This is a genomic window from Sphingomonas paludis, from assembly GCF_053502515.1.
Map to the genome: position 1 here is coordinate 2349328 of NZ_CP187558.1, position 14469 is coordinate 2363796.

Consider the following 14469-nt stretch of genomic DNA (forward strand, 5'->3'; position numbering starts at 1 on the left):
GACAGAAATTGGCAGGATCGCTCGCGCTCATAGCCCCGCGTGCTCGGGCTGGAAAGTCGATTAGGAACGAAGCGAGCGCCGCCTCATGCCAGAGGCGATGCTGGCCTTGACCATACCCGCATGACCGGCGATTCAGGCACCTATTGCCCGTGGATCAGTCGCGAACGCCAGTCCAGCTAACGGTGTCGCCGGGCGAGATCCCCAATTCCGCTGCGCGTCCGCCGCGCAATTCCAGCACCGCGCCCACCGGCTCCCCGGACGGAATGGGTGAATCGGAAAACGGGACCGTGTTTTCGGCAATCCGGGCAATGCTGCCATCCGTGCGGATGAACAGGATATCGAGCGGCGACGGCGTATTGCGCATCCAGAAACTCGCCTCGCGCGGGCCACCGCCTTCGGCCGGATAGGGATAGAAGAGCATCCCGCCATTTTCCGGAATGTCGGTCCGGAACATCAGGCCCTGATTCTGCTCTTCGCGCGTGCGGGCCTGTTCCACCCGGAAATTGTGCTTGGTGCCGTCCATGGTCGTGACCGTCACCGATACCGTCGCGCGTTCGGCCCCGGCCTTTGCCCCCTCGGCCGCGCCGGGTTCGGCACAGCCGCCAAGCATCGGCACACCCATCGCGGCCGCGATGGCCAACATCAACACCGGCAAGTTACGCATCGTCACTCGTCCATCTGCTGCACGGCGACCGCCAGCGGCCCCTTGCTACCCTCCACAATGCGCGCGAGCAGGGGCTGTTCCGGTTCGACCTCGACGATCCCCGCGCTGCGCAGGGTTTCCATATGCACGAAGATATCGGCATTGTCGCGGGGGCGGACCAGAAATCCATATCCCTTCAACCGATTGAACCATTTGACGGAAACCGGCTCGAACGGCCCGGCATCCGCGATCAACCGGGTGCGATCCTGTCGATCGCCTGGTTTCGGACGGGTAATCTCGATTGCGGTGCTCAGATCGATTTCCAGGACTTCACGGGCCTGCAATCCGCGGTTGCGCGGCGTTGCGATGCACGAAACCCGCGCGCCTTCCGGCAGGCTGCGGCGGCCATGCGGTTGCAGGACGGTAAAATGCAGCAGGATGTCGCCCAGCGACGGATCATCCGCCACGATGAATCCGAAACCGCGCGTCACATCGAACCATTTCACGACGCCCGCAGCCTGCAATCCGGCCTGGCCCGTCGCTTCGTCTGTTCCCTGATCGTTGTCGGGAACAACGTCCCCGTCAACGCGCTGCTGTTCAGCCCGCATAGTTCAACCCCCGAAACGACCTTAACACAGGCGTTACGCTAAGGTGAACAATTGTTTCGCCTACGCATTATCCACAGGGTCGAAACGTTCATCACCCGGCTGGGCGCGCACGATTTGTGCGGCCAATCGGGGTTCGTGGCCCGCCCGGACCATCGCCGCGATCTGGCGGCGCTGCCGGTCCGGATCGGCGGGAGCTGGCGAGAATGGCCCAAAACGGCGCTTTCTGGCATAGACAAGCGCGCTTTCCTGTGCGTCGTCGACAAATGGCTGGATCGTTTCGGTGCGCAATTCCTCGGCGATCCCGGCCTGGCGCAACGCCTGATCGATCCGTCGCCCCCCCATCCCGCGCCGGGACAGGGCGGCCGAACGCGCATCGGCAAAGGCACGGTCGTCGACATAACCCAGCCGGACCATCCGGTCGGCAATCGCATCGGCATCCGGATGCGGATCACCAGCCCCCCGTTCCCTAAGCTTTCGGCGCAGATAATCGACCAGTTTCGCCCGCGAAGTCGCAAATCGCTCCACATAGCGCAGTGCCAGCCGCTCGAGCGCGGGCTGGTCCAACGGTGCCTGATTCGGGGTGCGGCGCGACATGCGCCATGTTTGTGCCATAGTGATTACCGATTTTGAACGGTAGTGCGGCGCAGTTTCGCTGACCGGCCACGCCGGAAGACAGCGGAACGACCGCAAACGGGGCGCGAGAGAGTGACGATGACGAACGATCATGCGGTGCTGACCGCAGCGAATGCAAACGAACCGGCCCTGGTGCCGACGCCGGTGGAAGATGCGCTTCCCCGGCGCATGGCCGATTTCGCCACGCTGGGCGAGGCGCTGGATTACGCGGCCCAGGGTGTGCGCGGCCTGAACTTTCACGATGCACGCGGCCAGCTGGCCCGGCCCTATCCGTTCAGCGAACTGCGTGCGGACGCGCTGGATCAGGCGCGGCGGCTGATCGCGGCGGGCATCAAGCCACAGGATCGCATCGCCCTGATCGCCGAAACCGGGCCGGAATTCGCCAGCCTGTTCTTTGGCGCGGTCTATGCCGGGGCCTGGCCCGTCCCCCTGCCGCTGCCGACGAGCTTCGGCGGGGCGCAGAGCTATATCGACCAGCTGACGGTCCAGTTGAACAGCTGCGATCCAGCGCTGCTTGTCTATCCGGAATCGCTCGACGCGATGTGCCGGGACGCGGCCCAGCGGTGCGGCGTCGATGCAGTCGCATGGGAAGCGTTCGGCGAGCGCCCGGCTCCCGATGCGCCCCTGCCCCAGGCGATGCCGGACGACATCGCGTATCTGCAATATTCCAGCGGATCGACCCGCTTTCCCCACGGCGTCATCATCACGCACCGCGCGCTTTTGAACAACCTGTCGGCGCACAGCCACGGCATGAAGGTGGAGCCGCGCGATCGCTGCATTTCCTGGCTGCCCTGGTATCACGACATGGGCCTGGTCGGCTGTTTCCTGTCGCCGGTCGCCAACCAGGTATCGACCGATTACCTGAAGACCGAGGATTTCGCCCGCCGTCCGCTCGCTTGGCTCGATCTGATCAGCCGCAACCCCGGCACCTCGATCAGCTATTCGCCGACCTTTGGCTACGACATCTGCGCGCGCCGCGTGTCCAGCCAGACGCGCCCCGGCGAACGGTTCGACCTGTCGCGCTGGCGGCTGGCCGGCAACGGCGCCGACATGATCCGGCCCGACGTGATGCAGAGCTTCGTCGATGCCTTTGCCGTCGCCGGGTTCAAGGCGTCGGCCTTCCTGCCCAGCTATGGCCTGGCAGAAGCGACGCTCGCCGTATCGATCATGCCGCCGACCGAGGGCATCGTCGTCGAACTGGTCGAGGAAACTCAGCTGTCCGGCGGCAGCCATGCCCAGGCGAACCGGCCGCAGCGATACCGCGCCATTGTGAACTGCGGGAAACCGGTGAAGGACATGACCGTCGAGATCCGCGACGAATATGGCCAGCCCCTGCCCGAAAAGGCGATCGGCAAGGTGTGGTGCACCGGCCCGTCGATCATGCAGGGCTATTTCCGCGATGCAGAGGCCACCGCCGCGTGCATGGCGGATGGCTGGCTGGACACCGGTGACATGGGCTATCTGTCCGACGGCTATATCTACATCGTCGGCCGCGCCAAGGACATGATCATCGTCAATGGCAAGAACCATTGGCCGCAGGATATCGAATGGGCGGTCGAACAGCTGCCCGGGTTCAAACAGGGCGATATCGCCGCGTTCGCCATCACCACGCCGGGTGGCGAGGAAACCCCCGCCGTGCTGGTTCAGTGCCGGACGAGCGACGAGGCGGAACGGCTGCGGCTGCGCGAGGAAATCCGCGAGCGGGTGAAGTCGGTGACCGGCATGAACTGCGTCATCGAACTCATCCCGCCGCGCACCCTGCCGCGCACCAGCTCGGGCAAGCTCAGCCGGGCAAAGGCCCGCAACCTGTATCTGGCCGGTGAGATCAAGCCCTATGCCGTCGCGGCCTGATCCGGCGAAATTGTGCGATTTGCACGATTGATTGCCGGCGGGGTCTAACTTCTCGCTAACCAAGGCTGCGTTACACCGGTTCGGTGAGCACCGCCGCCAAATCGCAGTTTCCGCATCCGCGGATCGACAATCGCGCGCTGTTGGGTCTGTATGACCCGACGGACCATACCGATTGGGGCCCGATCCGGGCGGCACAGTTGAATGCCGGCCGCCAACTGGCCCTGTTGATGATGGGGACCAGCGTCCTGACCGCGACGCTGGTGATCCTGCTGTTCGGTTCAGATCAGCCGCTGTGGCAACTGGCCTGCTGGGGCGCGTTTGTCGCCGCGATTTCGGCCGGCGTCGCGTTTCGCAGGCTGTCCGCAGGCCAGGGCGGCCTCGCCACCGCGAATGTCGGTCAGGTGCGCGATACGGTGCTGGACGGCATCGCGCTTGCCGCCGTCTGGTCGGTCCCGCCGCTTGCCTTTGCGCCGGGATCGACGACCGAAACCATATTCGGCCTGTGGCTCGTGCTGGCGATGCTGATGGCGGCTGCTGCCTTTGCCATGGCTGCATTGCCGCTCGCCACATTGGTCTTTCTGGCGATTGTCGGCAGTGCCGCCGCAGCCATGCTATGGCTGATGGCGGGCACGGCCTTCGCCACCGTCAGCGCGGTGTTTACCGTGCTGCTGATGCTGGCATGCCATGGGCGGGGCAAGGCGCTGGTGGTAATGCGCGCCAACCAGATCGCCCTTACCGAGCGCGACGAAACCGTCAGCCTGTTGCTGCGCGAGTTCGAGGATGACGGATCCGACTGGCTGTGGGAAATCGATCCCCAGCGCCGCCTGTCGCGCGCCAGCCCTCGTTTCGCCCGATCGATCGGTGTCGAGCCTGAGGACATCCACGGCAAATCGATCCTGGAGGTATTGGCCGGTCCATCGTGGGAAGCTGCCAATTTCGACCCCGGCCTGCGAAAAATGGCCGAGCACATCAAGCAGCGCGATGCCTTTGCCGATCTGCTGCTGCCCGTCCATGTCGGCGGCGAACAGCGCTGGTGGGAAATGACGGCCAGCCCGCGCTACGACGAACGCGGCGCGTTTCTCGGCTATCGCGGCGTCGGCTCGGACGTGACGGAGGCGCGTGCCTCGGCCGAAAAGATCAGCCGCCTTGCCCGCTATGACCTGTTGACCGGACTGCCCAACCGGTTGTCGGTGAACGAATGCCTGGCCCGCGCCCTGGAACAGGCCGAAAGCTGGCGGCGGCGCTGCGCCATGATGATGATCGATCTGGACCGGTTCAAGGCGGTGAACGACACGCTGGGCCATCCGGTGGGCGACCGCCTGCTCGGCCGGGTTGCCGAACGGCTGGGGCAATTGGCCGGCGAAAATGCGGTTATCGGCCGACTCGGCGGGGACGAATTCGCGCTGATCATTCCGGATGCCAGCGATTCGTCGGCGGTCGAGCGGCTGGGCCTCAAGATCGTGGAAAGCCTGTCGCAGCCCTATGAGGTGGATCGCAACACGCTGTTCATCGGTGCCAGCATCGGCCTGGCCTATGGTCCTCGCGATGGGCGAACCGCGGAAACGCTGATCCGGTCAGCCGATCTGGCGCTGTACCGGTCAAAAGACGCGGGCGGAGGCGGCGTCCACGTCTATGAACCGCAACTGCATGTCGAGGCAGAGGAAAAGCGGCGGCTGGAAATCGCCTTGCGTAGCGCGCTGGACCTGGATGAGTTTCACCTCAACTACCAGCCGGTGGTCGATGCGGCCTCGGGTCGGCTGACCGGGTTCGAGGCGCTGCTGCGTTGGCAGAACGCCGAACATGGGCTGGTATCGCCCGCGCGGTTTATCCCCCTGGCCGAAGAAGCGCGTCTGATCCCCCAGATCGGCGCCTGGGTCCTTCGCAATGCCTGTGCCGAGGCTGCACGCTGGCCAAAGGGTGTGCGCATCGCCGTCAACGTCAGTGCCGAACAGCTGTATGACAGCGGCTTTGTCGGGCTGGTGTCCCGGACGCTGAACGAAACCGGCCTTGATGCCTCGCAGCTGGAGCTAGAGGTGACCGAAAGCGTGTTCATGCGTGAGGGAACATCGGCGGTGCAGGTGCTTGAACGCATCCTCGACCTGGGCGTCCGGCTCAGTCTCGACGATTTCGGCACCGGCTATTCCTCGCTCGGCTATCTCAGCCGGACGCGATTTTCCTCGATCAAGATCGACCGCAGCTTTGTCCAGGGCGCGTCGCGCGGGGAAAAGGAAGCCATCGCCATCATCCGCGCCGTCGTTGCGCTGGCCCAGTCGCTCGACATGGCCACTACGGCAGAGGGAGTCGAAACCGAACAGGAACACGACCTGATCCGAGCCATGGGATGCACCAAGGTCCAGGGCTATTATTTCGGTCGCCCGCTGCCCGTGACGGAGGCGCGCGCGATCGCATTCAACAGCGGGTCCGCCACTGCCGCCGCCTGACCCCGTTTAATCCCTTGCCCTTGCCCGATTGGATTTGTAGGAGCGCAGTCCGGCATACGAGTGTAGCTCAGTTGGTAGAGCATCGGTCTCCAAAACCGAGGGCCGCAGGTTCGAGTCCTGCCACTCGTGCCAGCTTGCGCTTCGCCATCAAGGGCGCTAAGCGAAGCACAATCCGATAGCGTTGGATCATTCGCCCCGGCTCCTCTTGCAAAGGACCGGGCGGAGGGCCCATGTCCGGCAGCGGAGCAATTCGAAGGATATCAGAAACGTGGCCAAGACCAGCCCCGGCGAGTTCGTCAATCAGGTAAAGGCGGAAGCCAGCAAGATCGTGTGGCCCACGCGGCGCGAAACGATCATGACCGGCGTGATGGTGATGATCATGGCCAGCATCCTTGGCGTCTTCTTCTTCGCGGTCGATTCCGTGTTCAAGCTGATCGTCGACACGCTGTTGACGCTCGCCAAATAAGCATCCGGCCAAGTAAGAAAGACACGCCCATGAGCCGCTGGTACATCATTCACGCCTATTCCGGTTTCGAGAACAAGGTGCGCGAGGCAATCCTGTCCGAGGCGACGCGCCTGGGTCTGGAACCGATGGTCGAGGCCATCGAGGTGCCGGTCGAGACGGTGACCGAGGTACGCCGTGGCAAGCGGGTGCAGTCCGAACGCAAGTTCATGCCCGGCTATGTCCTCGCCAAGCTGGAACTGAACGACGATGTCTATCACCTGGTCAAGAACACGCCCAAGGTAACCGGCTTTCTGGGATCGATGGGCAAGCCGCAGGCGATCAGCGAGACCGAGGCCAAGCGGATGCTGAACAGCAAGGAAGAGGCCGCCGCTGCGCCGAAGCAGAAGGTCAAGGTGGATTACGAGATCGGCGACGCGGTCAAGGTGCTGGAAGGCCCGTTCGCATCGTTCAACGGCGTGGTCGAGGAACTGGATTTCGACAAGTCGAAGGTCAAGGTGTCCGTCAGCATCTTTGGCCGCGCAACGCCGGTCGAACTGGATTTCGACCAAGTAGAACGCAGCAAGTAATTTCCCCAGACAGGGCAGCATCCGCTGTCCGGCGATGGCCGTGAGCGCACCCGCGTTCGCGGCCATGCCTGTTTTTGGGCCAATTTTCGGAGAAATTGCTGCTGAACGTCAGTGGCCGGTAGCCATCGCCTGTTGGCTCAACCCTCGATCCGGGCCACCAGAACGGCGACGCTGACTGACGCACTGCCGGACAATTGCAGTAGGTAACGACCGGGGGCGAGGTCGTAATCGACTATCTTGCGGATACCGGTGCAGGCCGGACCGTGGCCATGACTAACGGATGCGATAGCCGCGCCGGACCCGATCACGTCCACCCAGGCAGCCGATCCCAGTGCGACGCGGTATCGGCCCGCCTGTTCAACCTGAATGATCACCATGCCGCCGCGGGTCGATGGGTCGAACGATCGTTCCGGCGGCACCGCGAAGGAAACCTCATCGGCCGGGAGCAGCGCAATCTCCGCCCGCTCGCCGAGCACCAATCGCTGCGCCTGGTCAGCGGGCCGGGCAGCGCCGGCGGCAGCGCCCGCTGCAGTCCAGCCAGCCAGACCAGCGGGCGGCGGCGCAACGCCTGTACAAACAGGGTGATGCGGCGTCGTCTGCGCGACCGCATTGCCCCAGCCCACCGACAACAGTGCCACCGTGATCGTGAATCCGGACATACAGGTTACCCCTATTGCTGCGAAACTATGCCCATGATCGTCGCTCGGGCGCCAGTGGCTTTCGACCGCGATTGCAGGCAAGACCGCAGATGGCTGCATGCAGCGCGAGCCGCAAACCTGTCCCCCGCTTGCGGAACTGTCTGACACGGCAGGGGTTGGTTGGATGGGGCTGACATGAGCGGGCGGGCAACAGGGTGAACCACCATGTCCGGTACCGATTTCCTATCCTCGCTCAATCTCACCACGTTGGTCGTCGTTGCGTTGATCGCGGCGATCGGCCTGGCGCTGTTCCTGCGCCGGCGGAGCAACCGTCATTCGCTGGACGGTAAGCAGGAGCGCAACGTCGCGGCCGATCTGGACGCCGGGCGAGCGGCACCCGACCACCTGCCCCCGGCCTGATCATCGATCAATAGTCGCGCTGGACGCGGACGTTTATGCTTTGGCGGCCGATGGTGCTGATCGACCCGAGCAGCGACAGCCAGCGGGTGACCCGGAACTCCGCCCGCGTGGCGCTGTATCCCTGTCCGTCGGTGATGATTTCGACATAGGCGCGGCGCGTCAGGAACTTGCCGGCGGCGATCGAGGTTTCGGCACCCGTCTGCGGATCGGCGGGCAGGATACGCAGCCGGTCAAGACCTATGGCAGACCGGACCGCGTTGATGGGGTTCAGGCCCCCGTCGCCATCTCCCTGCAACGCGGCCACTGCGGCGGCCAGCTGCAATGCCTCAGGCGCAGACAGGTTGGTGATCGACGTGCCGAACAGCAACCGGGACAATAGCTCATCCTGTGGCAGGGCCGGCGTCGATGCAAAGCTGATTTCGGGTTGCAGGGCATTGCCCCGCACCAGAATCGACGCATTCAGATTGTCGGCATCCGCCGCCGCGACGATATCCAGCGACGGATTGGCCGGGGCGCGCCCATCAAAACGGATGATGCCGCGCTGCAATTCGAAATCGCGACCGGCAAATTCGTAATCGCCCCGATCCAACGTCGCTTCGCCTGAAATGGCCGGATTGGTCGGCTCCCCCCGGATGACCAGATCCGCCCGCCAGATGCTGTCCAGGCCAAGCCCTGTGACTGCCAGATTGTTGGTGCGGGCGCGCAAGTCCAGCCGCCACGGTTCGTTGGGAACCGTTTCGTCCTCGCGCCCGAACGGCAGATTGATCTCGCGCACGTTCAATCGAGGCAGAGGCGTGGCCAGCGCGGCCGCATTGCCCAGCTGATACCGGGCGCGGTTCAACCGCACCTCGCCGCTGATCGTGCCACCGGAACCATCGGACCGGATGCGGATGGGGCCGGTGACGGTCGCACCCAGATTGTCCAGATTGATCAGCTCTGCATTTTCCGCCTGTGCATTCAGGTCGAAGGCAAAGGCGCGGGCCGAAAAGGTAAAGCTGCCGGTGCCGGTCACGTTACCGCCGTTGCGGGCGCGCGCCTGGAACTGGTCGAGCACCAGCTGCGATCCCGTGAACCGGCCGGTCGACTGGATGTCCGACAGCACCGTACCGGTCAGTCCGCTTTCGATCCGCGCGCCGTTGGTGCGCAGCGATCCACGGATATTCGGGTCGTTCAGCGTACCGCCGATATCGGCACCGATGGCCACCGGTCCTGTCAGGTCGAACAGCTCCAGTCCCGTCAGCCGCCACAGTGTATCGGCGGGGCCGCTATAGCGCAGCTGGGCAAAGAGCGGCGCGGCGGCCAGCTGGGTCATCAGGTCACCCTGGCCCGACAGCGGCGCCAGGCGCATCTGCGCCCGCCCGATGGTCTGCCCCCCGCTGGCGATGACGGCGCGTGCCGCCGCCCGGCCGCTGTCGATCACCCCCGTCAGCCCCATGTCCACCGCGCGGGAGGACAGGACCAGCCCGGCGCGAGTCAGGCCCCGCACCCGCGCATCGATCCGCCCGGTCGGTCGGCCGTCGCCCCGATCGGTCAGTGCCAGCGTCCCCGAAACCGTGCCGCCCAGCCCCAGCCCCGGATAGGCGATGTCCAGCAACGACAACGGCAGGGCCGACGCCTGGATATCGGCCTGGGTCACGCCGTTGTCGCGGGTGGCGGCGATGGCCGTGCTGCCCCCGGCAAAGGTCAGCCGGGTACGGGACAGCCGCCAGCCGGTGTCGGTAAAACGAAGTTCGGCCGGCGAATCGAACTGGATCGGCCGACGATCGACGGTCCCGGTCATGGCGATGCGGTAAACGCCGTCGCTGACCTGGGTCACCGTTTCGATTTCGAAGCCCCGCCCGCGTGCACCGGCAATGGTCGCACGGACTTCTCCCTCACCATTCACCAGCCGCGCCGTTCCCTGCGCCCGCGCGATGCGCAGGCTGCCGTTGGAGATGCCGAACGCGCGCACCTCCGCCTCGACGCTGGGCGCGCCCGGGGTCAGGACGACGGCAAAACTCGCCCGCCCGCGCCGGATGGCATACCGGTCGGCTAGCACAGCCTCTCGTGCTTCCAGCGACCCGTCGATCCGCTGCACGCCGTTCTGGGGCGCGAAGCGGGCTTCACCCGACAAGCCGCCACCGGCCAGCGACAGCGTACCCTGAAAGCCGCCGGGGACGACATCCAGCGTGCCGGTTGCCCGCCCGCCGCTGACGTCGATGCGATCGAACCGGATGCGCGTGGTGCCGCCCGGGGGCAGCAGGATCGCGCCGTCGCTGATGAAACGCCCGGCCAGCGACTGTCCGGTGGCGGCGAAATCGAACCCGTCGGCCGTGGGGTCAAGCGTGGCATCGACCCCTTTCAGCCCCAGGCCCAGGCCCGGGGCGGCCAGACGCAGCCGGATCGCGGGCCGCTGGATCGGACCGTCCAGCACCAATTGAACCGGGCCATAATCGACATGGCGTCCCGTCGCCTCGACATGGAAACTGCCGTCGTTGCGGCGATAGCCATTCCCTGCCAGCGTCAGGCCGGGCGAGGTCAGCCGGGCATTTCGGAAATAGATCACCCCGTCATTGCCGCGTTCCAGCTCGGTTTCGATGCGCGGCAGTCCCTTGGCCAGGGTCAGCAGGAACGCATTGTCCAGCCGGCGGACCTGCGCGACCCCCCGCCCCACGATCCGCACCCCTCGCCCGGCGCGATCGGGCACGACGGTCAGCCGCGACTGGACGTCGACGATCCCCAGCCCGGGGATCAGCAATCGCGTAAGCCCGCCGTTCAGCATGACCTCATACCGGCCGCTCGGGAAATCGACGACCAGCCCGGCGCGGGCATTGAGCTTGTCGGAACGGACGATCAGGTCGCTGGCGGTCAGGGTGCGCGCCGTCACCTGCAGCGCGCCCTGAACCGACAGGTTGGTCAGGATACCGCCCGCGACTTCGCCGACCCCGGTTACCCGCGCGGCGGACAGGCGAATCGGTACCGTCACCGGCGCGCGGGACAGCCGCCCCTGCCCCGCCGCAAGCACCCGGTCGAACCCGGTATTGCCGAACGCCACCCGCTCCGCCGCCAGCCGATAATCGAACCGCGCGCTGTCGAACGCGCCGTCCAGCACCAGCCGCAGCGTCACCGGCGTGCCCGCCATGCCCGGCAGCAGCGCGGCGGGCCGGGCCAACCGCACTTCGGTCCTGAGGTTGCGAAAGGCACTGGTGCGCAGGTCGATGCCGCCCTGGCTGTCCACCGCCAGCGCATCGGACCGCACCGTCATCCGCCCCTCGATCCGGCGATTGGCAACCGTGCCCGCCGCCACCAGTGTCAGGCGCGGGCTGACCAGCGCGCGCAGGCGACTGCCGATCAGGGGCGCAGGCGACAGGGTGCCGTTCAACCGATAGTCGCCGGCCTGATTGGCCAGGGCGAGGTCGATCAGCGGGACGTTGCCCGAGCGCAGCCGGGCCGTGCCGCGCCAGCGCCGCCAGCTGCCATCGCCCCTGATTTCAGCCAGGACCGGCCGGCGAAGCCCACTCAACCGCGCGATCACGCCATTGGCACTGGCCATTGCCGCGCCGTCCAGGTCGAACCGGTCCCGGTCCGGCTCGACGTCCAGCCTCAGGCGCAGCCGGTCGCTGCCTGCGACCAGCGCGGTCACATCGACCAGGGCGCGCCCGTCGCGGATGTCTGCGCGGCCGGCCAGCATCCCCTGGCGCACCCGCCCGCCGATCCGCCGCCCGATCAGCACCCGGTCGGCTTGCAGCCGGGCAATGGCAATGTCGAAGCCCGGCAGGATGGGTCCGGTCCTGCCGGTCGGCACCGGTTCGGGCAGTTTCAACAGGACGGATTCCGGCACGACCAGCGACCGGATGTCCAGCCGGTTTGCCAGTCCTGCCAGCGGGCGCCAATCCAGGTCGGCACGCGGGGCGTAATAGACCAGTCCCTTGGGGTCGCGGATGGCGACGCCGTATAGCCGGGCGCGGCCATAGATCGAACCTTCGATCCGCTGCACGGAATAGGTCAGCCCGTTGGCCGGGCGGATCGCGGCGATGCGCTGAGCGATCAGGCGGTGCCCGCCCGGCGTGTCGATCCACAGAGCGATGCCGACAATCGCAGCGACCACCAGCATCGCCAACAGCACGAGCCAACGGCCCCATCGGATGCGGGCGGCAGTCGCGGGCCTCCGCCCTTCCCCGGTCGCCTCGCTCAAAATGCCTGTCCCAGCGAGACATAGACGGCGATGCGGCTGTCGCCGGGTTGCGGATTGAGCGGCGTGCCGACATCGATGCGGATCGGGCCGAAATTGGAATAATAGCGCAGGCCGATGCCGGCCCCATATCGGAAATCGCTGATCCCCGGCGTCGTGGATGTATAGATGTTGCCGCCGTCCAGAAAGGCGACGGCACCGAAATTGCCCCACACCTTCGCGCGGGCCTCAAGCGAGAACTCGGTCAGGCTCAACCCGCCAATCGGGTCGTCATTGGGGTCGCGCGGACCGATCGCCTGAAATCCGTATCCGCGCACCGATGCCCCGCCCCCGGCATAATAGCGCCGCGACGGGGCGATGCCGTCGCGCGGCGCGCCAAGGATCGATCCGATCCGGATGCGGGCGGCGGCGACCACCGTGTCGCTGACCGGCTGATAATAGCTCCCATCCAGCTGCAGCTTGGCATAGCCGAACACCGTGCCCGACAGCGATACTTCCGGGCTGAGCCGACCGCCCAGCCTGAACCCGCGCGTCGGGTTCAGCAGGTCGTTCGACGCGTCATGGGTCAGCGTCAGGGGCAGTGCCCCCACGAAATAGGTGCGGCGGCGGAATTCGCCCGTGTTGACGATGGTGTCGCGTTCGTCGGTGGCGACCAGTTCGGCACCGACCGACCAGGTCCAGGGTTTCTGGAAAAAGATGTTCGATTGCCGCTCCAGCGTGCCGAACAGCTGAAAGCCGGTTGCCTGAAACGCCTCGCGCCGAAGCGACGTGGCGGCGATGCCCAAAGTCAGCACCCGGTCGCGCTGGCCGAAATTGTTGAAGCGCAGCGTCGCCGCCGCCACCTGTTCCAGCGTGCCCAGCACGCCGCGCAGGTTCAGCGCCCCTTCGGGCTTCACGAAATTGCGGTGGGTCCAGTCGCCCTCGATCCGCGCGCCTTCGCCCGTGCCATAGCCGATTTCAGCGCCGATCGACCGGAACGGGGCCGGCTCCATCGCCAGCGACAGATCGACGGTGCCGGGCGTCTGTCCCTCGACCGGGGTCAGCGTGACGGACGAAACCAGGCCTGTCTGGATGATCGCGCGTTCCAGATCCTCGACCTCTGCGGCATCATATCGCTGGCCGGGGCGGAACCGGGCGATATCCTGGGCATGATCCCCGTCGAAGATGCGGGTATCGGTCGTCAGGATGCGGCCGAACCGCCGTTCCCCGCCCGGTTCGACCGACAGGGTCAGGGTGGCGGTACGGGTGTCGTGATCGACGACGAGTTCAGGCTCGCCTACCTCGGCAAAGGGATAGCCGACGCTGCCGATGGTGCTGCGCAGACGGTCCTCGGCCGCCACCACCTTGTCCGCGTCCACCGGATCGCCGACCGCAACCGGCAGGGCAGCGCGCAGTTCGTCGGAACGGTCGCCCGCAGCCGCCAGGCCGGGCAGTTGCACCGTTTCAAAGGTATAGCGGGTGCCCGGCACGACCTCCAGCGTGACCAGGATGACGTCGCGGTCGGTTCCGATACGGGGGCGGATGCGGGCGTCGTAATAGCCCGCTGCCCGCATCAGTTCGTCGAGCAATTCGACATCCTGCCGCGCCCGCCGCTCGATCTGGGCGGCGTTGGAGGCTTCGTCGTCATGGGCGTCCAGCGCCGATCCCTCGCGGAACCGCTGCAGGAACAGCGCGTCCGCCACCCCGTCCAGCCCCTCCAGCGCATAGCGATAGCGGCGCTCCGCCGCGCCCTCGACCACAATCGCCTCGGGATCAGCGGCATCGGCCTGTTCGCCGGCGAGCGGCAGGTTCAGATCGGGCCAATCGACCCCGAAATCGGGCAGGTCCGCCATCGGCGAATCCGGGTCGAGATCGGATGGGGGCGGCGTCGGCTGCTGCGGCTGCGCCGGTTGCACCGCGGGCGGCGGCCTGTCCTGGGCCAGGGCGGGCGCATGGGCGGCCAGCGCAATCAGCGCCGCCGCGCCGAACCATCCCCCGCAAAGGCCATTCGCACTCGCCATCCGGTCGATCCATGCCGCAAGCCGCCCCTAGT

General features: G+C 66.1%; 11 protein-coding genes and 1 tRNA gene. 6 read left to right on the plus strand and 6 right to left on the minus strand.

What is annotated here, in order from left to right; genetic code table 11:
• Positions 1 to 154: 154 nt before the first annotated feature.
• The 3 genes from ACPVPU_RS11280 to ACPVPU_RS11290 are packed head-to-tail and all read right to left on the minus strand — an operon-like array spanning position 155 to position 1845.
• Positions 155 to 664, minus strand: coding sequence for a DUF192 domain-containing protein (locus tag ACPVPU_RS11280; protein ID WP_448658033.1), 510 nt, complete (start codon positions 662 to 664; stop codon positions 155 to 157).
• 2 nt (positions 665 to 666) lie between these two features.
• Positions 667 to 1251: a cold-shock protein gene (locus ACPVPU_RS11285; protein WP_448658034.1), complete on the minus strand. Its 585-nt coding sequence runs from the start codon at positions 1249 to 1251 to the stop codon at positions 667 to 669.
• 60 nt (positions 1252 to 1311) lie between these two features.
• Positions 1312 to 1845 carry a regulatory protein RecX gene (locus ACPVPU_RS11290; protein WP_448658035.1) on the minus strand — a complete coding sequence of 178 codons (534 nt, stop codon included), beginning with the start codon at positions 1843 to 1845 and terminating at the stop codon, positions 1312 to 1314.
• Positions 1846 to 1962: 117 nt separating this feature from the next.
• On the opposite strand from ACPVPU_RS11290, the gene ACPVPU_RS11295 reads away from it, so the two are divergent.
• From ACPVPU_RS11295 to nusG, 5 genes are all read left to right on the plus strand, one after another.
• Complete coding sequence (locus ACPVPU_RS11295; RefSeq protein WP_448658036.1) at positions 1963 to 3735, plus strand: fatty acyl-AMP ligase; 1773 nt, start codon at positions 1963 to 1965, stop codon at positions 3733 to 3735.
• An 83-nt stretch (positions 3736 to 3818) separates the two neighbouring features.
• Positions 3819 to 6176: a putative bifunctional diguanylate cyclase/phosphodiesterase gene (locus ACPVPU_RS11300; RefSeq protein WP_448658037.1), complete on the plus strand. Its 2358-nt coding sequence runs from the start codon at positions 3819 to 3821 to the stop codon at positions 6174 to 6176.
• Between the two features lie 56 nt (positions 6177 to 6232).
• A tRNA-Trp gene (locus ACPVPU_RS11305) sits at positions 6233 to 6308 on the plus strand.
• Between the two features lie 136 nt (positions 6309 to 6444).
• Complete coding sequence (gene secE, locus ACPVPU_RS11310; protein ID WP_448658038.1) at positions 6445 to 6642, plus strand: preprotein translocase subunit SecE; 198 nt, start codon at positions 6445 to 6447, stop codon at positions 6640 to 6642.
• A 29-nt stretch (positions 6643 to 6671) separates the two neighbouring features.
• Positions 6672 to 7208, plus strand: coding sequence for a transcription termination/antitermination protein NusG (gene nusG, locus ACPVPU_RS11315; RefSeq protein WP_448658039.1), 537 nt, complete (start codon positions 6672 to 6674; stop codon positions 7206 to 7208).
• 137 nt (positions 7209 to 7345) lie between these two features.
• On the opposite strand, the gene ACPVPU_RS11320 is transcribed toward nusG, so the two are convergent.
• Complete coding sequence (locus tag ACPVPU_RS11320) at positions 7346 to 7867, minus strand: homogentisate 1,2-dioxygenase (RefSeq protein WP_448658040.1); 522 nt, start codon at positions 7865 to 7867, stop codon at positions 7346 to 7348.
• Positions 7868 to 8071: 204 nt separating this feature from the next.
• Here ACPVPU_RS11320 and ACPVPU_RS11325 point away from each other — a divergent pair, with 204 nt between their 5' ends.
• A complete protein-coding gene (locus ACPVPU_RS11325) occupies positions 8072 to 8266 on the plus strand; it encodes a hypothetical protein (RefSeq protein ID WP_448658041.1) in 195 nt (64 codons plus the stop codon).
• 7 nt (positions 8267 to 8273) lie between these two features.
• On the opposite strand, the gene ACPVPU_RS11330 is transcribed toward ACPVPU_RS11325, so the two are convergent.
• On the minus strand, positions 8274 to 12371 hold the full coding sequence (locus ACPVPU_RS11330; protein WP_448658042.1) for a translocation/assembly module TamB domain-containing protein: 4098 nt from the start codon (positions 12369 to 12371) through the stop codon (positions 8274 to 8276).
• A gap of 65 nt (positions 12372 to 12436) precedes the next feature.
• Complete coding sequence (locus tag ACPVPU_RS11335; RefSeq protein WP_448658043.1) at positions 12437 to 14437, minus strand: autotransporter assembly complex protein TamA; 2001 nt, start codon at positions 14435 to 14437, stop codon at positions 12437 to 12439.
• Between the last annotated feature and the right edge of the window lie 32 nt (positions 14438 to 14469).